This is a genomic window from Beutenbergia cavernae DSM 12333 (assembly GCF_000023105.1).
Classification (GTDB): domain Bacteria; phylum Actinomycetota; class Actinomycetes; order Actinomycetales; family Beutenbergiaceae; genus Beutenbergia; species Beutenbergia cavernae.
The window spans coordinates 1,421,243-1,444,602 of record NC_012669.1 but is presented as its reverse complement, the minus strand read 5'-3'; the positions used below and the strand labels follow the sequence as shown (position 1 = coordinate 1,444,602).

Sequence of the window (23,360 nt, the reverse complement as noted above, 5' to 3'; positions counted from 1 at the left end):
GGGAGTGGGCGAACGCCCGATCCGCGCTGCCGGTGCTCAGGGGCATCGTCGTACCCGACGGCGGGCACCCGGCCCGTCGGGAATGGGGATCGTCATGTTTCCCTGGGACGAAGCAGTGATCGCCGACCTGGGCCTGCGCCGTGAGCGTCTGCTCGACGAGGTCCTGGGAGCGCCCGGCCCCCTGCGCCGGTGGTGGCGGGACCGCAAGCTGGCCCGGGCCGAGGCCCGCGCTGCGCGAGCCGCTCAGCAGACCCCGCACGACCACACGCTGACCGCGTGAGCGCGGTGCCGCTTCTCGGCGGCGCCGCGTCGGCGGCGGACGTCGTGGTCGAAGGGCGGCGTCCACCGGGCGCGGAGGGGTCGTCCGATGTCGGCGCCACCTGGGAGGATCAGTGGGTGCCGACCGAGACCGCCAGCTTCACCGCGCGCGAGGCCGAGCTCGAGCGCCTGTCCGCCGCGCTCGAGACGGCTCGGCAGGGTGTCGCGAACGCCGTCGTGCTGGGAGGCGACGCCGGGGTCGGCAAGTCCCGGCTCGTGGAACGCGCCGGAGAGGCCGCGAGCGAGGCCGGCGCGCTCGTCGTCGTCGGGCACTGCCTCGATCTCGGCGACGTCGGGCTCCCCTACCTCCCGATCGTGGAGGCGCTCGGGCGCCTGCGGTCGTGCAGCGACGCCATCGACGAGGTGATCGAGCGCCGCCCCGCGCTCGCCCGCCTGCTCGACGGCGGAGGGGACGCCGTCACGGGCAACGACGAGCTCGGGCGGATGCAGCTGTTCGACGCGATCGCCGCGGCGCTGGCCGCCGTCGGCACCGCCGAGGCGCCCCTGATGCTCGTCATCGAGGACCTGCACTGGGCGGACGCGTCGACGCGCGACGTCCTGCGGTACCTGCTCGCGCGGATGCGCAACGAGCACCTGCTGGTGCTCGCGACGTACCGTGCCGACGACCTCCACCGCCGGCACCCCTGGCGCGCCGCGCTCGCTGAGCTGCACCGCCACCCGCGCGTGGACCACGTGGTGCTCGAGCCGTTCTCACCCGAGGAGCTGCGGGAGTTCGCCGTCGCGGTGACCGGCGCCCCGCTCGACGAGGTCACCCAGCGCCGGGTGCTCAAGAGGTCGGAGGGCAACGCCTACTTCGCGGAGGAGCTGCTCGCGGCGGGGCCAGACGCGGGAACGTTGCCGTGGTCGCTCGCCGACGTCCTGCACGTGCGCCTCGAACGCCTGAGCCCGGCGGCGCTCCAGCTCGCGCGCATCGCCGCCGTCGCCGGCCGCCGGTGCTCCGAACCGCTGCTGTGGGCGGTGACCCGGCGGCGCGGCGCGTTCGAGAGCCCGGCGGCGTTCGACGAGGCGCTCCGCGAGTGCCTCGCACACCAGGTGCTCGAGCGCGACGGCGACCTCCTCGCGTTCCGGCACGCCCTGCTGGCGGAGGCCGTGTACGCCGACCTGCTGCCGGGCGAGCTCGTCGCGCTGCACGCGGCGTACGCCGCCGTGATGCTCGAGGAGGACTCGCTCGGCTCGTCGGCGCAGGTGGCCCACCACGCGATGCTCGGCCACGACGCCGCGACGGCGCTCACGGCGTCGCGGCGAGCAGCGGCCGACGCCGCCGCCGTGTTCGCCATCCAGGAGGAGCTGCGCCACCTCGAGGCGGTGCTCGGCACCTGGGAGTCCGTCCCGGACGCCGCGGAGCTCCTCGGCGAGGACCTCACGGACGTGACGCTCGCCGCCGCCGCGGCGGCCGGGCGCGCCGGTCTGAGCGACCGCGCACTGGGGCTGGCCCGCACGGCGATCGCGGCGGCGGCCCCCGACGACCTGCGCCAGGCCCGGCTCGGCTACCTCCTCGCACACCACCTCCTCGTCGCGTACGACACGCGCGAGGCGCTGGAGGAAACGGGGAAGGCCCTCGCCGTCCTCGAGGGCGACGGTCCCTCGCCCGCGCGGGCGTGGACCTGGGCGGCGCGGGCGCGGGCAGCCGTGAACATCGACGAGGACGACATCGCGCACGAGGCCGCGCTCCGGGCGGTGGACGAGGCGCAGGCGCTGGACGTGCCGGACGCCGAGGCCGACGCGCTGACGACGCTCGCCGTGCTGGAGGTCGACGACGCCGACCGTTCGGCGCGCCTGCTCGCGAAGGCTCACGAGCGCGCTCGCGCGTCCGGCGACCTGTTCACCGCGCTGCGGGCGCGCTACAACCTCGCGACGAACCGCTTCTACGCCGGCGAGCTCGCCGACGCCGACGAGCTCGCGACGACGGCGCTGAGCGCGGCGCGGGAGAGCGGCTTCGGCTGGAGCCTGTACGCCGTGCAGCTCCTCGTCCTCGAGGAGATCATCCGGTTCACCACCGGCGACCTCACGCCGCAGGCGGACGAGGCGGACGAGCCGGAGTCCATGCTGCTGGGCTACCGCGCCGCCGGCCTCTACGCGGCCGTCGCGCGCGGCGACGCGGACGCCATCGAACGGTGCCGGCGGCTCCTGGACGAGGAGGACCTCGACGGCCAGCTCCTGCTGTTCGCCGGCGGCAACCTCATCGACGCCCTGACGTGGGCCGGCCGCCCGGAGGAGGCGGCCGACGTCGCGGCGGCCACGATCGAGGCGCTCGCCGCGACGTGGTCGGAGTTCTTCCTCGGCAGCATCTTCCTCGCCGCCCTCGGGCTCGCCGCACTCGCGGACCTCGCGGTCCGGGCGCGGTCGCGAGGCGACGACGCAGCCGAGCTCCTCCAGCGCGGTGACGAGCTGCTGCGCCGGGCCGAGACGGCTGCCGAGCGCGGCCGGCCCCGGGGCGGCGTGCTCGGCCCGGAGGGTCGCTCCTGGCTCGCCCGCACCCGCGCGGAGCACTCCCGGCTTCACGGCGAGCACAACCCGGAGGTCTGGCGGGTCTGCGTCACGGAGTTCTCCTACGGCCACGTCCCGGAGCTAGCGCGTAGCAGGTGGCGCCTGGCGGAGGCCCTCGTGGGCGCTGGCGAGCGCGAGGAGGCGGGCGCCGTCGTCACCGAGGCGCTCCGGGCGGCCACCGAGATGGGCGCGCGCCCGCTGGAGCGGGCGATCCGCGACTTCGGCCGGCGCGCCCGGCTGGCCGTGCCGGGCGTGCGTCTCGAGACGTCCGGTGTGCTCACCGACCGCGAACGGGACGTCCTGCGCCTCGTCGCCGACGGGCTCTCGAACCGGCAGATCGGCGAGCGGCTGTACATCAGCCCCAAGACCGTCAGCGTGCACATCTCGAACCTGCTCGCGAAGCTCGGCGTCGCCCGGCGCGCAGAGGCCGTCGACGTCGCGCACCGGCGTGGGCTGCTGGAGGGCGCGCGATAGCTCGACGCCCGGGGTCTCAGCCGGCGAGCGCCTGCGCGAACCGGCGCCGGTACGCGAGCGGCGTCGTCGAGAACGCGCGGGCGAAGTGGTGTCGGAGCGCCGCGGCCCCGCCGAACCCGCAGGCTCGGGCGATCTCCTCGACGCTCGCCGTCGTCGTCTCCAGGAGCTCCTGCGCCCGGGCGAGACGCGCCCGCGCGACCCAGGCGGCCGGCGTCGTCCCCGTCTCGGCCCGGAACCGCCGGGCGAACGACCGCTCGGACATCACGGCACGTGCGGCGAGGGACGGCACGGAGAGGTCGGCGTCGAGGTGCTCGGACGCCCAGGCGAGGACGCCGGCGAGCGCCTGCGGGTCCTGCGGTGCCGTCCGCTCGATGTACTGGGCCTGGCCGCCGTCGCGATGGGGCGGGACGATCATCCGGCGAGCGATGGCGGCGACGGCCCCGGCACCCAGCTCGCGGCGCACGATGTGCAAGCACGCGTCGATGCCCGCGGCGGTCCCCGCGCTCGTGACGATCCTGTCGTCCTCGACGTAGAGCACGTCGGGGTCGACCCGTGCCAGCGGGAACGCGCGCTGCAGCTCGGCCGTGTACATCCAGTGCGTCGTGCAGCCGCGCCCGTCGAGCAGTCCCGCCTGGCCGAGGGCGAACGCTCCGCTGCACACGCTGAGCACCCAGGCGCCGCGGGCGTGCGCCTGGCGCAGGATCTCGAGGACGGCGTCGTCCACGCCGCGGGCGTCGCCGTACGCCGGGACGGCGATGAGGTCGGCGCCCTCGGCGGCGTCGAGGCCGAGAGGGACGTCGACGCCGAAGCCGAGCTTCGTGGAGACCGTGCCGGGCGTCGGGGTGCACACGGCGAAGTCGAACACCGGGCCGCCGGTGTCGGTCCGGTCGATGCCGAACACCTCGCACACGACACCGAGCTCGAACGGCGCGACGTTCGGCAGGGCGATCGCCCGGACCCTGGTCAGCATCCCGTCAGTCTGCCACCGCTCGAGCTGATTTGGCAGGAAGTTGACGGATGTTGTCTCTTCTGCCACTCGTGGCAGGACTTCGATGCGCGGAGACTTTCTGCCATGACCTCGTTTCTCGTGATCGTCGCGGCCCTGGTGCTCGTCAGCGCTGTCGCGCTCGCCCGGGGGATCCGGCGGGACGGGCTCGGCCACCGTCCCCCGCCCGCGTCGCACGAGGCGTGGACAGCGGGCCGCTACCGGAGCACACCCCCGGGTCGCGCCTGAGCGCTCGGGCGCCGGGGTGGGAAGTGCCGCCGAGGGCCGACGTGGTGGCACGATGGGCGCCATCCGAGGAAAGACCCCTCGACGAGCGCCCCCGAAAGGCAGAGTGTGAGCGAGCCCTCCCCGGCGACCACGCCGGACAACCTGCGCATCTGCGTCGTCGGCGACGAGCTCGTCGCCGGCATGGGCGACCCGCGTGCGCTCGGCTGGGTCGGTCGCGTCATGGCCCGCACCCCGGCGGAGCCGCCGGCGCTCGTCGTCCCGCTCGCCGTGCCGCACGAGACGACGACGGCGCTCAGCGCCCGGTGGGAGACCGAGGCCGATCGCCGGTTCGCCCCGCCTCCCGCGGACAACCGGCTCGTCATCGGCCTCGGGAGCTCCGACCTGACGCGCGACGTCTCGCTCGCCCGGAGTCGCCTCAACCTCGCGAACATGCTCGACGCCGCCGCCGTCAAGCGCGTCGGCACGTTCGTCGTCGGGCCGCCGCCGCGGCCGGACATCGACGGCGCCCGGATCGCCGAGCTGTCGAACGCGTTCGCGGACGTGTGCCTACGCCGCCGCGTGCCGTACGTCGAGACGTACGCACCGCTGCGGACGCACGACCAGTGGCTCTCCGACGTCGCGAGCGGCGACGGCGTGCGCCCGGCGCAGGCAGGTTACGGGCTGCTCGCCTGGCTCGTGCTGCACAACGGCTGGCACGACTGGCTCGGCGTCGACGCCGAGTAGGTCGCGCCGCTCACTCGTCGGCGGCTGCCTCGAGCTCCGGCACGCCGCGGCGGACGTCGAGGTCGCCGTTGACGGTCGTCAGCTCCACGAAGCACGCATCGGTCCCGGTGCGGTCCGTGACCGAGGTGACCGACGGGGTCGAGGAGGTGCGGCGGTCGACGCCGTCGACGAGCACCTTCGCCGTGACGGTCCGCGCCGTGAGCACGATCCCCGCCCCGAGCGGCAGGTGGATCCGCACGGGCGCGGAGACGGTCGTCGCGCGCACCACGCACGTCGGGAGCTCGGTGGTCACCGTCACCGCACCGGACACCGTCGAGGCATCGAAGCGCGGCAGCCGGCCCGCCACCTCGCTCGCGCCGGACACGGAGCTCACGCGGACGGTCCCGTCGTGGGCCCGCACGGTGAACGCGCCCGAGACGCTCTTGCCGTCGAGCGCGCCGTGCAGCCCCTCCGCCGTCAGCGCGCCGCTCGCCGTCGCCAGCGACACGTCCTCGTGGACGTCCTCGACCCGCGCTGCCGCGGACACCGTCCCGACCTTGACACCCGTCCCCCGGCCGACGGCGATCCGCAGGCGCGCCACGTCCTTGCCGCGGTAGCTCGTGAGCCGCTTCAGCCAGCCCTCCCAGCCGAGGCTGGCGTATCCGACCGTCAGCCGGTCGCCCTCGAGGGTCGCGTCGAGCGGACTGCCGGTCACCTCGAGCGCCTCGATGCTCACGCCGGGCTCGTCACGGCCGACGATCTCGACGTCGCCGCCGATCAGCTGCACCCGCAGGGTCCGGGCGTCTGCGACGTCGAGCGTCATCGGGCCGGGCAGGATCCAGGTGCTGGTGGCCATCTCGGGCATCCCTTCGTCAGGTGAGCGTGAGGACGATCTTGCCGAACGCCTCGCCGGAGGCGAGCCGCTCGAACGCGGCGCGGGTCTCGTCGAACGGCCGGACGCCGTCGAGCACCGGCCGCACACCGGTGGCGACGAGCAGGTCCTGCAGCGCGACGAGCTGGGCCCGCGTGCCCATCGTGGAGCCCACGACCCGCAGGCTCCGGAAGAACACCCGGTTGAGGTCGGCCGGGGGCATCGCGCCGCTGGTCGCGCCGGCGACGGCGATCACCCCGCCCGGGCGCAGCGCCTTGAGCGAGTGGCTCCAGGTGGCCTCGCCCACGGTCTCGACGACGGCGTCGACCTGGTGCGGCAGCCGCGCGCCCGCCTCGAACGCCTCGTGCGCGCCGAGCTCCACGGCACGCGCGGCCCGGCCCGGGTCGCGGCTCGTGACCCAGACGCGCAGCCCGCCCCCGCGGCCGAGCAGGATCGCCGCCGTCGCGACCCCGCCTCCGGCGCCCTGCACGAGCACGGTCTGCCCGGGACGCAGGCCCGCGGCGTCGAAGAGCAGGCGGTACGCCGTGAGGTAGGCGGTCGGCAGGCACGCGGCGTCCACGACGTCGAGCGCCGGGTCACGTGGCACGACGTTGCGCTCGGGCACCCACACCTCGTCCGCGAGCGTGCCTGGGTGCAGCTCCGAGAGCAGCGTCCGGCGCGGGTCGAGCGTCTCGTCGCCCTCCCATCCCGCCGTCGCGACCACGGCGTGCACGACGACGTCGCGTCCGTCGTCCGTCCGCCCGGCGGCATCCGTGCCGAGCACCATGGGCAGCCGCTCGGCCGGGAGGCCGACGCCGCGCAGGCTCCACAGGTCGTGGTGGTTGAGGGAGGCCGCCTGCACGTGGACCCGCACCCAGCCGGCCGGCGGAGCCGGTGCGTCCAGCTCGCCGAGCCCGAGCCCGCCCAGCGGATCACCCGCGTCCTGATGCATGACGTAGGCGGCTCGCACCCGCTCCACCCTAGGCGACGGGCCGGACACCCGCGCAAGTGCCGACCCCCGCCGGCCGGCGTCGTAGCCTGCGCCCCCTGTGGGAGAATGGCCGGCGATCCCGACCACCCGAGGAGTAGCCATGAGCAAGCGCGGACGCAAGCGCAAGGCCCGCAAGGGCGGCGCCGCCAACCACGGCAAGCGCCCCAACGCCTGACACGCACGAAGGGCCGCCCGCGAGGGCGGCCCTTCGTCGTTCGTCGGCGGCGTCCCCGGCCGTCAGTCGGGCCGGGAGATGACCACGCGCGTGCTCATCACGGTGAGCTGCGTCCGGACCCGCGCACGCAGGCCGTCCGGAGCCTGCTCGTGGCACGCGCGCCGGACGAGGTTGCGGAGCCGCTGCTCGAGGTCGGCGGCCTCGAGGCACGGCTCGCACGCCTCGAGGTGCGTCCGGAGCCGGTCGGCGTCCAGCTCGCCCATCTCGGAGTCGAGGAACGTCTCGAGCTTCTCCAGCGCCTCGGTGCACTGGCACTGCGCACTCACGGAGCGAGCCGCCAGCAGCGCAGCCTCGTCGTCACCGGCACCGTCGCGCGGCGTGCTCATCGGTTCACCTTCATCCCCAGCTCCCGGGCATGGTCGGCCAGCAGGTCGCGCAGCTGCGCGCGGCCGCGGTGCAGCCGAGACATCACGGTCCCGATCGGGGTGCCCATGATCTCGGCGATCTCCTTGTACGCGAACCCCTCGACGTCGGCGAGGTACACGGCGATGCGGAAGTCCTCCGGCAGCTCGCCCAGCGCGTCGCGCACGGCGGAGTCGCCGAGCCGGTCGAGCGCCTCGACCTCCGCGGACCGCAACCCCGCCGAGGTGTGGGACGCCGCGCGGTGGATCTGCCAGTCCTCGACGTCGTCCGAGTCCGCCTGCAGCGGCTGCCGCTGCTTCTTGCGGTAGGAGTTGATGTACGTGTTCGTGAGGATGCGGTACAGCCAGGCCTTGAGGTTGCTGCCCGGCCGGTACTGGTGGAACGCCGCGAACGCCTTGGTGTACGTCTCCTGGACGAGGTCCTCGGCATCCGACGGGTTCCGCGTCATCCGCAGCCCGGCGCTGTACAGCTGGTCGAGGAACGGCATCGCGTCCGCCTCGAACCGTCGGACGCGCTCCGCCTCGGTCTCGCCAGCCGGTGCGCGACCGGCACCGGCCGCAGTCTCCTCGCTCATCGTCGTCGAGCCTAGCCCGCCCAGCGTGGGCCGGCCGTTCACGCCGACGCCGAACGGAGCCGGGACCGCTGTCACCGGGGCGTTCGCCTCCATCACCGCACTCTGCACACTCCTCGCAACCACTCCCCGCCGCACGGCATTCCCGTCCGCGGCCGAGGACGACGGCGCGGGCTCGCCAGGGAGCGTCTCGTGCTGTAGCAATGGGGTATGACCGTCCTGCGTCGCGTAGCCCGACCCCTGCTCGCGTCCGCGTTCATCGCCGACGGGATCGACGCCGTCGTGCACCCCGACGCGCACACCGGGGCGCTGCGCGACCTCGAACCACAGCTGGCGAAGGCGTCCGACGGCGTCCCGCTCCTCCCGAAGGACGCGCGGACGATCGTGCGGATCTCCGGGGCGGTCACGGCGACCTCCGGGGTCCTGCTCGCCGCCGGGATCGCTCCGCGCGTCGCCGCCGGCGTCCTCGCCGCCGTGCAGGTGCCGACGATCCTGCTGGTCAACCCGTTCTGGGCGGCCCGGGGCGAGGAGCGCAAGACGTACCTGCGCGGTGCGCTGCGCGGGGCGAGCCTGCTCGGTGGCCTGCTCCTCGCCACGGCCGACACGGCGGGCAAGCCGTCGCTCGCGTGGCGCTGGGAGCACTCGCGGGCCGAGGCGGCCAAGCACAAGGCGGAGCTCGAGAAGGTCCGCGAGCAGGTGACCCGCCGGCAGGCGCGCGCCCATCACGTGCGGCGCGGGATCTCCGACGCCGCGTCGGAGGTCCGGCACACCACGCACGACGTCGCCGACGCGGCGAAGGACACCGCGCGCTACGCGCGGAAGGCGGCGAAGCGCCGCGCCGACGACGTCGGCCGCGCCCTGCACGACGCCCTTCCGGGCTGAGTCCGCCGGCTCGCCGGCACCGGCCGCGTGCCGGGCCGATCGCTACGCTGGGCCCATGAGCGCCCCGCCCGACCTCGACGCCTGGCCTGCCCCGACGCCGAGCGCACCGATCGACGCCCTCGTCGACGTCCCCGGCTCGAAGTCGCTCACCAACCGGCACCTCGTGCTCGCCGCGCTCGCCGACGCGCCCACCACGATCCACGCGCCGCTGCACTCGCGCGACTCCGCCCTCATGATCGCGGCGCTCCGCACGCTCGGGACCGGCATCGTCGAGCTTCCCGGCGGCGACCTCGCCGTCACCCCCGGGCCTGTCACCGGCGGCGGGCACGTCGACGGCGGCCTCGCCGGAACGGTGATGCGCTTCGTCCCCGTCGTCGCAGCGCTCGCCGACGCCCCGGTGTCGTTCGACGGCGACCCGTACGCGCGGAACCGGCCGATGGGTCCCGTCCTCGACGCGCTGCGGTCGCTCGGCGTCGGCGTCGACGACGCGGCCACCCCCGGCTTCCTCCCGTTCACCGTGCTCCCGTCGGGGGCGGTCCGGGGTGGGCAGCTCACCGTCGACGCCTCCGGCTCGAGCCAGTTCGTGTCGGCGCTCCTGCTGTCCGCACCGCGGTTCACCGACGGGCTGGACCTGCGTCACGTCGGCGCCACCCTGCCGAGCGTCCCGCACATCGACATGACCGTCGCCCTGCTGCGCGCGGCGGGCGTCGGCGTCGACGTGCCGGAACCCGGCCACTGGGTGGTGACTCCCGGGCCGATCCGGCCGGGCGACGTCGTCGTCGAACCCGACCTGTCCAACGCGGGGCCGTTCCTGGCGGCGGCGCTCGCCGCCGGCGGCAGCGTACGGATCCCGCGCTGGCCGGCCCGCACGACCCAGCCGGGCGACCTCCTCCCCGGTCTGCTCGAGCGCATGGGCGGGACCGTGCGACGCGACGGCGACGTGCTCCAGGTGACCGGCACCGGCGTCGTCACCGGCATCGACGCCGACCTCTCGCCCGCCGGCGAGCTGACACCGACGATCGCCGCGCTCGCCGCGCTCGCGACGACGCCGACGACGATCCGCGGCGTCGCGCACCTGCGTGGGCACGAGACCGACCGGCTGGCCGCGCTGGTCGCCGAGATCACGCGGCTGGGCGGCGATGCCGAGGAGACGCCGGACGGTCTCGTGATCCGGCCGGCAGACCTGCACGGCGGTCGGGTGCGCAGCTACGACGACCACCGGATGGCGACGTTCGGCGCCGTCCTGGGTCTCGCGGTTCCCGGCATCGAGGTGGACGACGTCGCGACCACGGCGAAGACGCTCCCGGACTTCCCGTCGATGTGGGGGCGGATGGTGGGATCGGCCGGGCACGCCCGGTGACGCGCCACCTCGACGAGTCCGACATCCGGATCCGTCCGAGCCGGCGCGGCAGCCGCCCGCGCACCAAGCAGCGCCCCGCGCACGACGACGCCGCCCGCGGCTTCGTCGTCGGCGTGAACCGCGGCCGGTACGACGTGCTCGTCGACGGGCGCGACGTCGTCGCGATGAAGGCCCGCGAGCTCGGCCGGGCGAGCGTCGTCGTCGGGGACGACGTCGCCGTCGTCGGCGACACCTCCGGAGCGCCGGGGAGCCTCGCACGGATCGTGCGGGTCACGCCGCGGCGCACGGCGCTGCGGCGCAGCGCCGACGACATCGACGCCGTCGAGCGGGTCGTTGTCGCGAACGCCGACCAGCTCGTGATCGTCACCGCTCTCGCGGACCCGGAGCCGCGCGCCCGGATGGTCGACAGGTGTCTGGTCGCGGCGTACGACGCCGACATGGACGCCCTCCTGTGCCTGACGAAGGCCGACCTCGCCGAGCCGGGGCCGTTCCTCGAGCAGTACACGCCGCTCGACGTCCCCGCCGTCGTGACGCGGCGGGAGGGCGAGACGATCGTCGGCCTCGACGAGGTACGGGACGCGCTCACCGGGCGCACGTCGGTGCTCATCGGCCACTCCGGCGTCGGCAAGTCGACGCTCGTCAACGCGCTCGTGCCGGACGCCGACCGCGCGGTCGGTCGCGTCAACGACGTCACGGGGCGAGGCCGGCACACGTCCACCTCCGCCGTCGCGCTCGCGCTGCCCGGCGGCGGCTGGGTCATCGACACGCCGGGCGTGCGCTCGTTCGGCCTCGCCCACGTCCGCGAGGAGGACCTGCTCGCCGCGTTCGCCGACCTCGCCGAGGTCGCCCGGGAGTGCCCGCGGGGCTGCACCCACCTCGCCGACGCGCCCGACTGCGCCCTCGACGACTGGATCGCTTCCGGCGAGGCGGGGCCTCGCGGAGAGGCCCGCGTGGTGTCCTTCCGGCGGTTGCTCGCCCATCGGAGCGGCGGCGACGAGTAGCGTTCGCCCATGACCACAGGCCCGACGCGGCTCGGCGCTGCGCGCCCCCGGTACGACGACGACCTCAGGTTCGCGCACGTCATCGCGGACCAGGTCGACGCCCACACGCTGTCGCGCTTCCGCGCCCTCGACCTCGAGGTCACGACGAAGCCGGACGACACCCCGGTCACCGACGCGGACCGTTCGGCGGAGGAGATGATCCGCGGGCAGCTCGGGCGGGCCCGACCCCGGGACGCCGTGCTGGGCGAGGAGTTCGGCTCCACGGGCCGAGGTCAGCGCCAGTGGATCGTCGACCCGATCGACGGGACGAAGAACTACCTGCGCGGCGTCCCGGTGTGGGCGACGCTCATCGCTCTCGTCGACGACGGCGAGCCCGTCCTCGGGCTCGTCAGCGCGCCGGCGCTCGACCGGCGCTGGTGGGCCGCGCTCGGGTCCGGCGCCTGGACCGGCCGGTCGCTCTCGAAGGCGCAGCGCATCCAGGTCTCCGGGGTACCCGACGTCGCTGATGCGTCGCTCTCGTACTCGGAGCTCGGCGAGTGGCACGCCGCCGGCCTGCTCCCCGAGTTCCTCGAGCTCGACGACGCGTGCTGGCGCACGCGCGCCTACGGCGACTTCTGGTCGTACATGCTCGTCGCGGAGGGCGCCGTGGACATCGCCGCGGAGCCGGAGCTCGCCGTGCACGACATGGCCGCCCTCGCGCCCATCGTCACGGAGGCCGGCGGGTCCTTCACGTCGCTCGCGGGCGAGGACGGCCCGTTCGGCGGGTCCGCCGTCGCGACCAACGGCCTGCTCCACGCCGACGTGCTCCGCCGCCTCACGCCCCGGCCGCGCTGAGCCAGGCGCCGGTCGTCAGCCGGACAGCTCCGCGGCCAGGTCTCCCCGTTCGACGACGTCGAACCACAACAGGTCGCGCTCGGCCGCCCGCTCGAACGCGTCGTCGTCCCCGGCCGCCGCGGCCGCGACGTCCTCGCGCGCGTCGGCGTCGTCCACGTGGATGCTCACCACGTCGTTCCACGGGAGGGCGTGGACGACGACGGCGCTGGGCAGCGCGTCCTGCGGCGCCTCCCCGGACACCTCGGCGTCGGGGACGTCGGCCGCCACCACGACCCGGCGGGGCACGTCGCCGCGCTCCGCGACCAGCGCGATGCTCGCGTCCGCCGCGGCCAGCAGGGCCGCGAGCTCCAGCCCTTCGGTGTCCTCGTCCGGGAGCGCCGCCCGCAACGCGGGCGTGACGGCGTGGGCGGAGGTCCCCACGGGCGGCCCGTCCGGGGCGGCGAGGTCACGGGCCGAGGCCGGCAGGTAGACGCGCATGGGCCACAGTGTGCCGCGCGAGGAGCTGGCGTGCCGCGCGACGATCCGCGCGCGGAGGAGGAGAATGGTGCCTCAGGTGCCCGCGTCTCGCCCCGGACCGGCTCGGAGCGTGCGGGCACCCGAAGGACCCGGAGGTGGCGCATGGACCCTCGTGGACCCGTGGAGGTCGTCGCGCTGCGAGCCGGGCACGAGCTGGCGGGCTTCGTCCTGGGGAACCGGTGGCCGGACTCCACCGACGAGTGGGCCGAGTTCCTGCTCCTCGCCGTCCGCTTCGCCGCCGTACCCGGGATGCTGGAGCACAGCACGGTGTTCCGGGTGCGCGAGGAGCTGCCCGAGGAGCCTCAGCCCGGGACGGTCGGACTCGTGCTGGCCGAGGGGCACGTCGTCGGCGAGCACGCCCTCGCGCCCGCCCAGTTCTCGCCGCCGCCTCCCGGGCTCGTCGTGCTGCACCCGCCGAACGAGCCGCCGACGCGGGCCGCGGCAGACCGCGACGTCGCCTCCGGCTGCGTGCTGCTGCCCGGCCTCCCCCACCTCGGGCTGGACCACCGGGCGGCGTGGGCGCGGTCGGACCGCACCGGCGGCGTGACCGAGACGAGGACCCGTACCGCCGTCGACCCGGCGCGCGACGTCGACACCGCCGTCCTCGCCCTGCTCATCGCGGCGTGAGGGCGACGGCGCGCCGCCGCCGGCCCTCCCGCGGCACCGCCGACGCCGCGTCGGGCGGCAGGAGGCCCAGCGCCACGTCGCGCAGCGCGACCCGAGCGGGTGACCGCGGCGCGTGCTCGGCGAGCGCGAGCCCGGCCATGAGGGCGCCGTCGAGCGCTGCTCGGTCGTCCGGGACCAGCGCCGCCGGCACGACGCCCGCGAAGCGGACGAGGGCCTCCGTGACCGCGTCTGCCGGCCGAGGGCCGGCGGCGCCGGGTCGCAGCTTCGTCATGACCACGCGCCGCTGGGCGCCTGACTCGGCGGCCGTGTCCTCGAGCTCCGACCAGGCGTGGACGAGGCGGCGCACTCCCACCGGGTCGGCGGAGCCCACGACGAGCACGACGTCCGCGGCGGCGAGCGTCGCCTGCGTCGCCGCGGCGCGGGACGGCGCGCCGAACCCGCGCGGGCCGTCGTCGCCGAGTCCCGCCGCGCAGTCGACGACCACCCAGCGGGCGAGCTCGCGCGCGACCCGCCACACGACGTCGAGCGCGGCGGGAGCGAGCTCACGCCACCGGTCCGCGCGCGTGAGGCCGGAGCAGAAGCGCAACCGCGGCTCGAGCACCGGGCACCACCGGCTGAGCGCGAGCGGGTCGAGCGTGCCCAGGCTCGCGGCCCGGCAGGCCGCCGCGAGCCCCGCTGACTCGTCGAGCACGCCGAGCACCTGGGACAGCGCCGGCGCGGTCGTGTCCGCGTCGACGAGCAGCGTGGACTCGCCGGCGCGCGCGAGCTCCGTGGCGACGTTCACCGCCACCGTCGACCGGCCGGGTGCGCCGTGCGTCCCCCAGACCGCGACCAGCCCGCCGCCGCCCGGGCGGCCCGCCAAAGGCTCCGGCGGCGCGTCCTGGCCAGGGACCGGGCGACGGACGGCGGTGGGCAGGGTCGGGAGCGTCGGGTCGGGACCGGATGGGGCGAGCGCCTCCTCGCCCACCGCGCGCAGCGCCTCGACGACCCGGTCGGCGACCGTCCCGCCGGTCGCCGCGACGACCGCCGCCCCACCGAGCCCCGCGGCACGCGGGAGGTCGTCGTCGTCCGCGAGCAGCACGGTCCGCACGTGGCTGCGGGCGAGGCGCGCCACCACCGTCCGGTCGACGCCGGGAGCGGAGGTCTCGATCACGGCCAGCAGGCCGAGCCCGGCGTCGGCCGCCGCGAGAGCCTCCGCCACGTCGGCGCACCGCCGGACCACCCGGAGCCCTGCCGTGGACCTGTCGATGCCCGCGACGACGTCCGGCTCCAGCGGTCCGCGCAGCAGGACGAGCACCCCGGTCGAGCTCATGGCGCGCCTCGAACGTGCGCCCGGCTCATCCGCCCGGCCGTTCGACGATGAGCGTGGATCCGCCGGCCGCCGTGACGGCGAGGACGTCGCCGACCTGGTCGGCGGGCACGAGCACCCGGGCGACCTGGCCGCTCGAGGACGCGAACAGCGTGTCGTCCTCGGTCACGCTGGCGACGAGGACGTTCTCGACGACGAGCTCGGGGACGGCCGCCTCGTCGCCGTCGTCGCCTGTCGAGCTCGGCGGGACCGCCCACACGTCCACGTGCACACCGGCGCCGATCCCCGAACCGGCCGGCACCGGCATCGCGACCGGGCGGGTGTCGACCGCGTCGGCCGGGCCGGTGGCGGAGGAGGGGACGAGCTCGCCGGCGCCGACCGGTCGGGTCACGACCACGTCGTCGGGCACGCCGTCCTCGGCCAGGAGGTACGTGCCACCCTCGCCGTCCCAGCGGATCTGCCGGACCGTCAGGTCGTCCGCGTCGAGCCGGTCACCGGGCGCGAGGTCGTCCGTCGCCGCATACACGGCGACCGACTCGTCGGCCGCCTGCACCGCCCAGGTCCCGAGCGCCACCGAGGCGGCGACGAGCAGCAGCCCGACGCCGAGCCTCGGGTCGCGCCAGCTCGGCCGACGCACGCGGGTCGTGGTGCCCTCGTGCCAGGTGGGCCGGGTCTCCGTCGTCGTCATGGTGCAACCTCCCTGCTGCTGCACGCCATCGTGCCAAGTCCTTCGCCGGCTCGTGGCGGGTTTCCACACCCGAACCGTCGACGCCCGACCGGTTGTCCACAGCACGGCACCGCTCCCGCCGTCGCATCCCCGTCGATGGGAGACTGACCGCATGCCCAGGTTCCTCACGCTCGCGGACGTCGCGGAGATCCTCAACGTCAACGCCCCGCAGGTGCGCGCCCTGCTGCGGAGCGGCGAGCTGCGCGGCATCCAGGTCGGCGGCAAGGGCATGTGGCGGGTCGAGGACGTCGAGCTCGAGGCGTACATCCAGCGCATGTACGAGCTCGCCGACGAGCGGCACGGCTCACCCCGCGAGGGCTAGCTCAGGACCCGACGGCGATCAGGGCCGAGAACGGGAGCGCAAGGACGTCCCCGGCGAGGTCGGCCCGGTCGAGGCGCAGGTCAACGTGATCGGCGCCCACCCTCTCGAGGTGTCCGACGAGGTCACCGGCTGCCGTCGTCACCTTGAGCCGACGGCCGTCGCCCGCGATCGCTCGCAGTGCGTGCGCCAGTCCCAGGCGGCTCTCGATCGCCCCCGCCTCGGGAGCGACGACGTCCAGCGGCGCCGCCGTCACGACGGCGTCCGTCGGCACGAGGACCCGTCGCTCGCCCTCGCCGAGGAGGACCCAGGCCGGGGCGACGTCGACCACCGTGCCCTGAACCGTGCTGCCGTCCCTGAGCCGCAGGCCGAGCTGACGCCCGCGTCGCGCCCGTAGCCGGTCGGCGAACCGGGTCGTGGCCGCCTCGGCGCGCGCGAGGTCGGCGATCTCGTCCTCGGACTCCTGCTCGTGCGCCGCGGCGAGCTGCGCGTCGAGATCCGCGAACAGGTCCTCCCACCGCATCCCCGCAGCGTACGACGACGCCGCATCCGCAGGTCGCATTCGAGCACCCTCTTGCACGATCTGACATGAAATGTCACGATGCATCATCATCGGATGCGAAGGGGGTCATCATGACCGTGCGGACCAGCCCACCACTCCGTCCCGAGCCCGTGCAGGGTCCCGGGCACACCGCGAGCGCGGCCGACGCCGTCGTCCGGGCCATCGCGTTCGCCGCACTCGCGGTGGCCATGGCCGTCCTCGCCACGGTGCTGGCGTCCCGCGGTCTGGACCTGATCCAGGGGCGGCGATCCGTGGACTCCCTCGTGGGCGCCGCGGCCGTCGCCGTCGGATCAGCGGTCGCCGCCTGGTACGCCGTGGCCGCAGTCGTCAGCGCCGTCGGATGGTCGGCTCGAGCGGCGGGACGCGCGTGGCGCAGCGGCGAACGCGCCCTGCGGCGCTGGGGACCGCCCGCGATGCGCGGTGCGCTCGGCCTCGGGATCGCCGCCACCGTCGGCACCGGACTCTTCCTCGCTCCGGCCGCGAGCGCCGTCGGCGGGAACGTCGGGTCCGCACCGTTCCCGGCCTCGGAGGCGCCACCCGACGACGTCGGCTACATCCCGTCCGATCCGTCACCAGCACCCTCGAACGACGCGCACGGGCAGGTCGACGGCAAGGACGGGCAACCGTCCGGTCCGTCGATCCCGGCGCCGTCGCCCGGACCCGCCGCCTCGCCACCGCAGGACGGGCGCGGCGCCTCCACCGGCCCGGCGCTCAGCGGTGCGCCGTCGCCGGACGGTGCGGAGCCGACGCCGTCCGCCACCGAGGGCGTCCCGCCGGGAGCGCGTGCGACCTCGCACGGCGCCGAACGAGCTGCGCCGACGCACGTCGTCGCCGCCGGCGAGTCGCTGTGGGAGATCGCCGAGCAGGCGTTGCCCGCCGGAGCCGAGGACGCCGACGTCGCCGCAGCGTGGCCGCGCTGGTTCGAGGCGAACCGCGCCGTCGTCGGTGACGATCCGGACCTCATCCTCCCGGGTCAGGTCCTCGTCGTGCCGGAGGCGGACCGATGAGCGCGATCGCCTGGGGGATCGACCCCGACGAGGCCGGCCGCCTGGTCCCGCCGGCGGAGGCGCCGCCGCTGCGGCCCGTCCCGGAGCTCGATCGCGGCGAGTGGGACCGGCTGCGGGCGCCGGGCACGGCGTCGCCCCCTGCACCCGACCCCGCCACGGCCGAACTCCCCGATCCCGAACGCTGGGCGGCGGCGCTCGTCGCGGCGTGCGTCGAGGCGCTCAGAGGCGCCCGGCCGCCCCAGCAGCTCATCCGGTGGATGACGCTCGAGCTGTACGCGTCGATCTCCCGGCGAGCCGGTCTCGCGATCCGCGTACAGGGCAGGCCGCGCCGGCCCCGGCATGCACGGATCCGGGCGGTGCGCACGTGCGAGGTCGCGCGCGGCGTCGTCGAGGCAGCCGTCGTTGTTGACGACGGCACGCGCGTGCGCGCGGCCGCGCTCCGCCTGGAGGCCCATCGCGGCCGGTGGCGGGCGACGGCCCTCGACATCATCTAGAACCCGGCGCACTGCCCGAAGGTCGGGCCGCGCACGACGTTCGCCACGCCGTCGTCGGTGGGCGTCGCCGCGTTCCCCCAGCACGCGAGCGGGCCGGCGATCGTAGAACCGGACACGATGGCGAGGTGTGACACGCCGGTGATGCCGACGGGCCCGCGGACGTCAGCACGGTCCAGGCGCAGGACCTCGGCGCCGGACACGGCGATCGGCCCGGACACCCGCACGTCCTCGAGGTGCACCACGCCGGCCCTGCTCACGGCCAGGGGGCCACGGATCTCCGCAGTTCGAGCGACCAGGCTCGCGCCGGTGCGCACGAGGACCGGTCCGCGGACCTCGGCACCGTCGAGGCACGTGACGCCGTCGGAGATCACAAGCGGTCCGCGCACGTCGTCCGTCACCGTGCTCGTGCAGGCTGGCACCGCCCGCCCCGCCAGGCGCGCGACGCCCCAGCGCGAGGTGTTCTGGTACGACAGCCCGGTCGGGTCGGCCCAGGTTCTCACGGACGAGCGTGCGCCGTCGGTGGCGTCGTTGACCTGCAGCTCCAGGCCGGCGAGCACGCTGGTCGCGGCGCCGTCGAGCACCAGCGACGCCTCGACGACGTACCCCGTCGGGGTGAGAGTCGCGGCGCTCGTGAGGTTGTCGCCGATGACCTCGAGGTCACCGCTGATCGAGACGTGCCCTGTGGCACTGACGCGGTACTGGCCGTCGTCGGGGTCGTACGCGCCGGCCTTTGTGTTGCCCGGGTCCAGGAAGATCTCGACCGAGTCCTGCTCCCACGCGTTCGAGTTCGACGTGTCGATCTCCGGGTCCGTCACCTCGGCGAGCGCGTGCAGGGCTCCGTCGGACCACAGAAGCCGGACGTCCGCACTCGCGCCCGGTGTGCCCTCGACCTGGACGCCTGTCGCGACGACCACCGCACCGTCCCACGCCGCCTCGACCACGCCGTCGACCACCGGGACGACCCGGGCGAGCGGCACGTCCACGACCGGCACCTCCTCGGACAGCTCGAGCGCACCGCGACGTTCGGGGCGCGTCTCCTGCGTGTGGCTGAGATCGCTCCACGAGACCTGGCCGACGGACGCGTCGGTGAGCCGGAGGTCGAACGGCACCGACGCGCCCGGCTCCGCCGCGGTCAACGGAAGGGCCGCGACGACGTCGTACCCCGTTCCGTCGGGGCGTTCGATCACGACGGCCCCGCTCCCCTCCCCCGTCGTCGTCCCGTCGCGCGCCACGCGGTAGGGCACGGGACCGTCGGCGAAGAGCTCGACGGCGTCGTCCCCCTCGGGCGTGGCGTCGGCCACCCGGACGAGCACCGTGAGGCGGCTCGCGTCCCAGCGGCCTCCGAACGTCGACGTGCCCGCCTCGCTCGCCCCGACCTCGGTGAGCGGGACGAGCGACCACTCGGGGTCGGTGGGGGCGTCCGGGCCGAGCTCGACGGCGGCCGCCGGGACGCGCGCGGCGCGTGGCAGGTGCGGCAGTTGGCCCGGGTCGACGATCCCCCAGTACGCCGGCTTGGCCTGCAGCCGGTCATCGAACGCGAGCGGCGCCTCGTGGGGACGCTCGATGGGCCACGTCCGCAGCCAGCTGCGGCCGTCGTGCAGGCCCCAGAGGGTGACGGAGGCGAGCTCGTGCGCCCGCAGCACCTCGAACAGGTCGCGGTAGTAGTAACCCTGCTCGACGAGTCGTTCGGGCGGGGTCGTCGGGAGGCTCTCGTCCGCGCTCCGGGAGATGCTCACGTCGAGCTCCGTCACGGCCTGGGCAACCCCGAGCTCGGCGAATCGCGCCAGCGTCGCGTCGACCTGGGCGACCGGCCGGGTGAGGTTGACGTGCAGCTGGTGCCCGACGCCGTCGATCGGGACGCCGTCGGCGATCAGGTCCGCGACGACCCGGTACATCGCCTCTCGCTTCGCGGGGAACTCCGTGTTGTAGTCGTTGAGGAAGAGCTGCGCGTCCGGGAACGCCGCGTCCGCGAAACGGAACGCATGGGTGAGGTAGTCGGGACCGAGCACCTCGTACCAGCGGCTGCGGCGCAGCCCGTCGGGCTGGCTCTCGTCGATCGCCTCGTTGACGACGTCCCACGCCCACGCGGCGTCGCCGAAACGCTCGCCCATGGCCGTGATGTGGGCCTCCATCCGGCCGAGCAGGATCGCCTGGTCCTCTGGGCTGCTCGTGAGCGGCGTACCGTCGGCGCGGGCGAAGAACCACTCCGGGGTCTGGCTGTGCCACACGAGCGTGTGCCCGTAGACGCGCAGATCGTTCTGCTGCGCGAACGCGACGAGCGCGTCAGCCGCCTCGAACGTGAACTCACCCTCCGTCGGCTGGATGGACTCGGGCTTCATCGCGTTCTCGGCGGTGATCTGCCCGAAGTGGCGCGTCAGAAGCTGGGCCGACGCGCCAGTCGTCTCGCGTGCGTCGATGGCGACGCCGATGCCGAAGTCGCCAGCCAGGACGTCGCGCAACGGCGGGATGTCCTCCTGCACCGGCGGCACCTCCTCCCCGGTCACGACGACGCCGTCGAGCAGGAAGTCCGTGAGAGACCCGGTCGACTCGACGTACAGCTGGGTGGCCTCGGCTGCTGCGGGCATCGTGTACTCGGCCGCGACCTGGACCCACGCATCGGCCGTGGCGGAGACGGTCGCGACCGTGTCGAAGATCGAGGAGCCCCCGGCGTCACGCTGGACACTGACGCGCAGGTCGGTCGGCTCCGCGCCCGTGGCGAGGCGGAGCCAGAGGTCGACGCCGTAGGTGGTCCCCGCCTCGAACGCGGAGGTGACGTCGAGGGATGCGCCGTTCCACGCCTGGGTCCGGCCCGTCACGAGCAGGCTCGCCGCGCCGTCATGGGCGGCGTCGGCGGTGACGGCGACGCTCGCGCTACCTCGGCCCGACCAGCCCTGCGTGGTGCCGTCCTCGAAGTCGGATGTCACGACGGCCTGCGCCGGCGCGGCTGGTTCAGGGGGCGGCGCGCCGACGGCGTTCCCGAGGCTCGCCGTGCCGGTCACGAGGACCAAGGCCAGCAGGCTGGTTCCGATAGTTTCGATTCGTCGGGCGAGCTGCATGACCGCTCCCTTGCGGATATGCGAAGTGGTCGAGGCACTGCACCCTAACCCTGGGTCGCCACCGCGCACAACGTCACCGAAAGTATCGGCGTGTCACTCCGCACTGAGACCGGCCAGGACGGAGATGGACACCTGCGTAGTCGGGTCATTCCCGAAACGGATCGAGTACCCGACTACTCGGTCCAGGACCAGCGCGACGCGCCACCCTGGACCTCGACACGCCTACCAGGGGGTGCAGCACCCGTGACGTCCACCGAGTCGGACCAGCGCCTGCAGTGGCGCGCCTTCTTCGCGGCCTCGCTCCCAGACGCGGCCGACGACGCGCTGGAGGCCGCGACGGACGCCGCGCTCGCCACCACGGCCTCAGGCGGTGCGGCGGGAGAGGCCATCCGGGCGGGTCAGGCGGCCGCCGAACGCACCACGGCCACGTCTCGAATACCTCCGCCTCCGCCCCGACGCCCCACTGCACCCACAGGCGCTCCCCGCCGGGTACCGACCGGGGCGCGTGCGGGCGGTACGGTCGCGCTTGACTGGCCGGATCGGCTTGCCCCCCGCCTGCTCGACCTGCCTTCACGCTGGGGATGGGAGCCGAACCCCAGTTCCGTGCACCCGGCACCCAGCGTCGAGCTGCCGACGCCGCCTCCGCGTCCCGTCTGGCACGAACCGCCTCGGCCGGACCTGGCGCCCGCGAAGCGAGCACGCGCACGAGCGGTGACTCGGCTCGTCCTGCGCATCGTGCTCGCTGCCGTGCTGCTCGCGGCCTACTCCGCCTATCGGTTCTCGATCGAGAGCGAGGTCGACGGTCTAGGGGGTCAGGCCGCGCAGGTGTACGACGTCGTCCTCATCGCCGCTGGCGCTCTCCTCGCGATCAGCATCACGCGCGCCGCCGTCGGCCTCGTGTCGGCTTCCCGTGAGCTCGGGCGCGCCTCTCAGCCGTACCGTGCGGCTCGCGCGGCCGAGCTCGTCCGGCATCGCCAGGCGCAGGCGGACTGGCAGGAGACCGCCCGCGATCACCAGGCGCGCGCCGCCGCGCTCACCGCTCCGCGGGCGGCGAGAGCCGGCGATGCGCTGTGGTTCCCGGTGGCACCGCGCACGCCTCCCGTCCGCGTGGACGTGGTCGGCGGCGACCCGCTCCGGCACGGCTGGGCAAGTCTGCTCGTCACTCTCGGTGCCTCTCTCGTGTCCGAGGGCCGGCGCGTCACGGTTCTCGACCTGAGCGGACAGGATGTCGGCGGCGGCCTTGCCGCCGTCGCCGCGAGCGCCGGCCGGCAGGTGCACAGACTCGACCTCGGGGAAGGAACGCCGGTCGACCTGATCGGCTCCGTACCCCGCGACGATCTCGGTCGTTCCCTGGCCGAGGCACTAGCCGGCCGCGGCGGGACGCCCGAGGGCTGGGAGGAGCGAGCGCTGGCCGCCGACCTGCTCCGGCACCTCGACCAGGCGCTCGACCACGACCTGACGTTTGCGCGACTCGCTGCGGGAGCACGGGTTCTACGGCAGGGAGTCGGGTCCGATGTCCTCGCAGCCCACGAGGTTGAGCGCCTCATCGAGGTGCACATCGGCGACCTTGATCGCCACGAGTGGACGTCCAAACAGCTTCGCGCCCTTGGCACACAGCTGGAGATGCTCCGTGACGACGTCCCCGACGGGCCGACTCCTCTGTGGCGGGGGACGCCGATGTCCGTCGTGACCACCGGAACCGGGACCGACCGTGATGACCTGCTCGCTCGGGTCCTCGTCCATCTCGCGGCGGCTGCGATCCGTGCTGGAACGTTGACCGGCGCGTTCGTCCTCGCAGGTGCCGATCGCCTCGGTGCCGCAACCCTCGACGCCCTCGCGGACCGGTCCCGCCGGGCGGGCGTCCAGCTCCTGGTCATGATGGCGCAGCCCACCGAGGAGCTCGAACGCACCGTCGGCACGGGAGGCGCGGTCTGCCTCATGAAGACCCTGAACCACCGGGATGCCGCGATCGCTGCCGAATTCGTCGGCCGCGGTCACAAATTCGTCGTCAGTCAGGTCAGCCGGACCGTGGGCACCACGTTCACGGACGGGGGTGGCGACAGCCTCGGCAGCTCGATGGGCGAGTCCGACAGCTTCAAGCTCCGCTCGTCGGGGCGCCCCTCTCGCAAGGCCAACCAGCACAGCACCAATCGCGGGCGGACGTGGACGGACACCCGCTCCTGGTCCAGCGCGGACAACTCGTCCCTCTCGTCCACGACGTCGCGGGTGTACGAGTTCGATGTCGAGCCGACGCAGATGATGGCCCTGCCGGAGACGGCGTTCATCCTCGTCGATGCCACCGGCGACGGCCGTCGCGTCGTCCTGGCCGACGCCAACCCGGTCATCGCCCTCCTCGACCGCGTCTCTCGCACACCGCTGCTCGAGGCCGCCCGATGAGT

At 74.7% G+C, this 23,360-nt stretch carries 24 protein-coding genes; 14 read left to right on the top strand and 10 right to left on the bottom strand.

Annotated elements, in window-relative coordinates; genetic code table 11:
* Positions 1-94: 94 nt before the first annotated feature.
* Positions 95-280 carry a hypothetical protein gene (locus BCAV_RS22690; RefSeq protein WP_015881773.1) on the top strand — a complete coding sequence of 62 codons (186 nt, stop codon included), beginning with the start codon at positions 95-97 and terminating at the stop codon, positions 278-280.
* A complete protein-coding gene (locus BCAV_RS23520) occupies positions 277-3,300 on the top strand; it encodes an ATP-binding protein (protein ID WP_280956287.1) in 3,024 nt (1,007 codons plus the stop codon). Before BCAV_RS22690 ends, BCAV_RS23520 begins: the two co-directional genes overlap by 4 nt.
* Positions 3,301-3,316: 16 nt before the next feature.
* On the opposite strand, the gene BCAV_RS06395 is transcribed toward BCAV_RS23520, so the two are convergent.
* Positions 3,317-4,270 (bottom strand): GlxA family transcriptional regulator, encoded by a 954-nt coding sequence (locus tag BCAV_RS06395; protein WP_015881771.1) that lies wholly within the window; start codon positions 4,268-4,270, stop codon positions 3,317-3,319.
* 102 nt (positions 4,271-4,372) lie between these two features.
* On the opposite strand from BCAV_RS06395, the gene BCAV_RS22925 reads away from it, so the two are divergent.
* Positions 4,373-4,534 (top strand): hypothetical protein, encoded by a 162-nt coding sequence (locus tag BCAV_RS22925; RefSeq protein WP_015881770.1) that lies wholly within the window; start codon positions 4,373-4,375, stop codon positions 4,532-4,534.
* A 105-nt stretch (positions 4,535-4,639) separates the two neighbouring features.
* Positions 4,640-5,257 carry a GDSL-type esterase/lipase family protein gene (locus tag BCAV_RS06390; protein WP_015881769.1) on the top strand — a complete coding sequence of 206 codons (618 nt, stop codon included), beginning with the start codon at positions 4,640-4,642 and terminating at the stop codon, positions 5,255-5,257.
* A 10-nt stretch (positions 5,258-5,267) separates the two neighbouring features.
* Here the strand turns inward: BCAV_RS06390 and BCAV_RS06385 are convergent, their stop codons facing one another.
* Together BCAV_RS06385 and BCAV_RS06380 are read right to left on the bottom strand one after the other, a co-directional pair.
* Complete coding sequence (locus BCAV_RS06385) at positions 5,268-6,092, bottom strand: DUF4097 family beta strand repeat-containing protein (protein ID WP_015881768.1); 825 nt, start codon at positions 6,090-6,092, stop codon at positions 5,268-5,270.
* Positions 6,093-6,108: 16 nt separating this feature from the next.
* Positions 6,109-7,077, bottom strand: coding sequence for a zinc-binding dehydrogenase (locus BCAV_RS06380; RefSeq protein WP_015881767.1), 969 nt, complete (start codon positions 7,075-7,077; stop codon positions 6,109-6,111).
* Positions 7,078-7,198: 121 nt separating this feature from the next.
* Between BCAV_RS06380 and BCAV_RS23600 the strand changes: the two genes are divergently transcribed.
* Complete coding sequence (locus tag BCAV_RS23600; RefSeq protein WP_425358487.1) at positions 7,199-7,273, top strand: 50S ribosomal protein bL37; 75 nt, start codon at positions 7,199-7,201, stop codon at positions 7,271-7,273.
* Positions 7,274-7,335: 62 nt separating this feature from the next.
* Here the strand turns inward: BCAV_RS23600 and rsrA are convergent, their stop codons facing one another.
* On the bottom strand, positions 7,336-7,659 hold the full coding sequence (rsrA, locus tag BCAV_RS06375; protein WP_015881766.1) for a mycothiol system anti-sigma-R factor: 324 nt from the start codon (positions 7,657-7,659) through the stop codon (positions 7,336-7,338).
* Complete coding sequence (locus BCAV_RS06370) at positions 7,656-8,363, bottom strand: sigma-70 family RNA polymerase sigma factor (protein ID WP_015881765.1); 708 nt, start codon at positions 8,361-8,363, stop codon at positions 7,656-7,658. The genes rsrA and BCAV_RS06370 overlap by 4 nt, the downstream gene beginning before the upstream one ends.
* 114 nt (positions 8,364-8,477) lie before the next feature.
* On the opposite strand from BCAV_RS06370, the gene BCAV_RS06365 reads away from it, so the two are divergent.
* The 4 genes from BCAV_RS06365 to hisN are packed head-to-tail and all read left to right on the top strand — an operon-like array spanning position 8,478 to position 12,344.
* Positions 8,478-9,149: a DoxX family protein gene (locus tag BCAV_RS06365; protein WP_015881764.1), complete on the top strand. Its 672-nt coding sequence runs from the start codon at positions 8,478-8,480 to the stop codon at positions 9,147-9,149.
* A 55-nt stretch (positions 9,150-9,204) separates the two neighbouring features.
* On the top strand, positions 9,205-10,509 hold the full coding sequence (gene aroA, locus BCAV_RS06360; RefSeq protein WP_015881763.1) for a 3-phosphoshikimate 1-carboxyvinyltransferase: 1,305 nt from the start codon (positions 9,205-9,207) through the stop codon (positions 10,507-10,509).
* Positions 10,506-11,510, top strand: a complete 1,005-nt coding sequence (rsgA, locus tag BCAV_RS06355) for a ribosome small subunit-dependent GTPase A (protein WP_015881762.1) — start codon at positions 10,506-10,508, stop codon at positions 11,508-11,510. The genes aroA and rsgA overlap by 4 nt, the downstream gene beginning before the upstream one ends.
* Positions 11,511-11,519: 9 nt before the next feature.
* Positions 11,520-12,344 (top strand): histidinol-phosphatase, encoded by an 825-nt coding sequence (gene hisN, locus BCAV_RS06350; protein ID WP_015881761.1) that lies wholly within the window; start codon positions 11,520-11,522, stop codon positions 12,342-12,344.
* A gap of 15 nt (positions 12,345-12,359) precedes the next feature.
* Here hisN and BCAV_RS06345 read toward each other — a convergent pair whose 3' ends face one another.
* Positions 12,360-12,821, bottom strand: coding sequence for a DUF6912 family protein (locus BCAV_RS06345; protein ID WP_015881760.1), 462 nt, complete (start codon positions 12,819-12,821; stop codon positions 12,360-12,362).
* Positions 12,822-12,962: 141 nt separating this feature from the next.
* Between BCAV_RS06345 and BCAV_RS06340 the strand changes: the two genes are divergently transcribed.
* A complete protein-coding gene (locus BCAV_RS06340) occupies positions 12,963-13,487 on the top strand; it encodes a hypothetical protein (protein WP_015881759.1) in 525 nt (174 codons plus the stop codon).
* Here the strand turns inward: BCAV_RS06340 and BCAV_RS06335 are convergent.
* Positions 13,474-14,799, bottom strand: coding sequence for a CpaE/TadZ family protein (locus tag BCAV_RS06335; protein WP_015881758.1), 1,326 nt, complete (start codon positions 14,797-14,799; stop codon positions 13,474-13,476). The genes BCAV_RS06340 and BCAV_RS06335 overlap by 14 nt on opposite strands.
* A 25-nt stretch (positions 14,800-14,824) precedes the next feature.
* A complete protein-coding gene (locus BCAV_RS06330) occupies positions 14,825-15,484 on the bottom strand; it encodes an SAF domain-containing protein (RefSeq protein WP_015881757.1) in 660 nt (219 codons plus the stop codon).
* A 151-nt stretch (positions 15,485-15,635) separates the two neighbouring features.
* Here BCAV_RS06330 and BCAV_RS06325 point away from each other — a divergent pair, with 151 nt between their 5' ends.
* Positions 15,636-15,845 carry a helix-turn-helix domain-containing protein gene (locus tag BCAV_RS06325; protein WP_015881756.1) on the top strand — a complete coding sequence of 70 codons (210 nt, stop codon included), beginning with the start codon at positions 15,636-15,638 and terminating at the stop codon, positions 15,843-15,845.
* Position 15,846: 1 nt separating this feature from the next.
* On the opposite strand, the gene BCAV_RS06320 is transcribed toward BCAV_RS06325, so the two are convergent.
* Positions 15,847-16,365: a hypothetical protein gene (locus BCAV_RS06320; protein ID WP_015881755.1), complete on the bottom strand. Its 519-nt coding sequence runs from the start codon at positions 16,363-16,365 to the stop codon at positions 15,847-15,849.
* Between the two features lie 110 nt (positions 16,366-16,475).
* Here BCAV_RS06320 and BCAV_RS06315 point away from each other — a divergent pair, with 110 nt between their 5' ends.
* Both BCAV_RS06315 and BCAV_RS21520 read left to right on the top strand, forming a co-directional pair.
* Positions 16,476-17,411, top strand: coding sequence for a LysM peptidoglycan-binding domain-containing protein (locus BCAV_RS06315; protein WP_015881754.1), 936 nt, complete (start codon positions 16,476-16,478; stop codon positions 17,409-17,411).
* Positions 17,408-17,905 carry an Rv3235 family protein gene (locus BCAV_RS21520; RefSeq protein ID WP_015881753.1) on the top strand — a complete coding sequence of 166 codons (498 nt, stop codon included), beginning with the start codon at positions 17,408-17,410 and terminating at the stop codon, positions 17,903-17,905. The genes BCAV_RS06315 and BCAV_RS21520 overlap by 4 nt, the downstream gene beginning before the upstream one ends.
* Here the strand turns inward: BCAV_RS21520 and BCAV_RS21515 are convergent.
* Positions 17,902-20,904 carry an endo-1,4-beta-xylanase gene (locus BCAV_RS21515; protein ID WP_245529018.1) on the bottom strand — a complete coding sequence of 1,001 codons (3,003 nt, stop codon included), beginning with the start codon at positions 20,902-20,904 and terminating at the stop codon, positions 17,902-17,904. The two genes, BCAV_RS21520 and BCAV_RS21515, sit on opposite strands and share 4 nt — an antisense overlap.
* Before the next feature lie 768 nt (positions 20,905-21,672).
* Between BCAV_RS21515 and BCAV_RS06300 the strand changes: the two genes are divergently transcribed.
* Positions 21,673-23,358 carry a hypothetical protein gene (locus BCAV_RS06300; RefSeq protein ID WP_015881751.1) on the top strand — a complete coding sequence of 562 codons (1,686 nt, stop codon included), beginning with the start codon at positions 21,673-21,675 and terminating at the stop codon, positions 23,356-23,358.
* Positions 23,359-23,360: the final 2 nt, after the last annotated feature.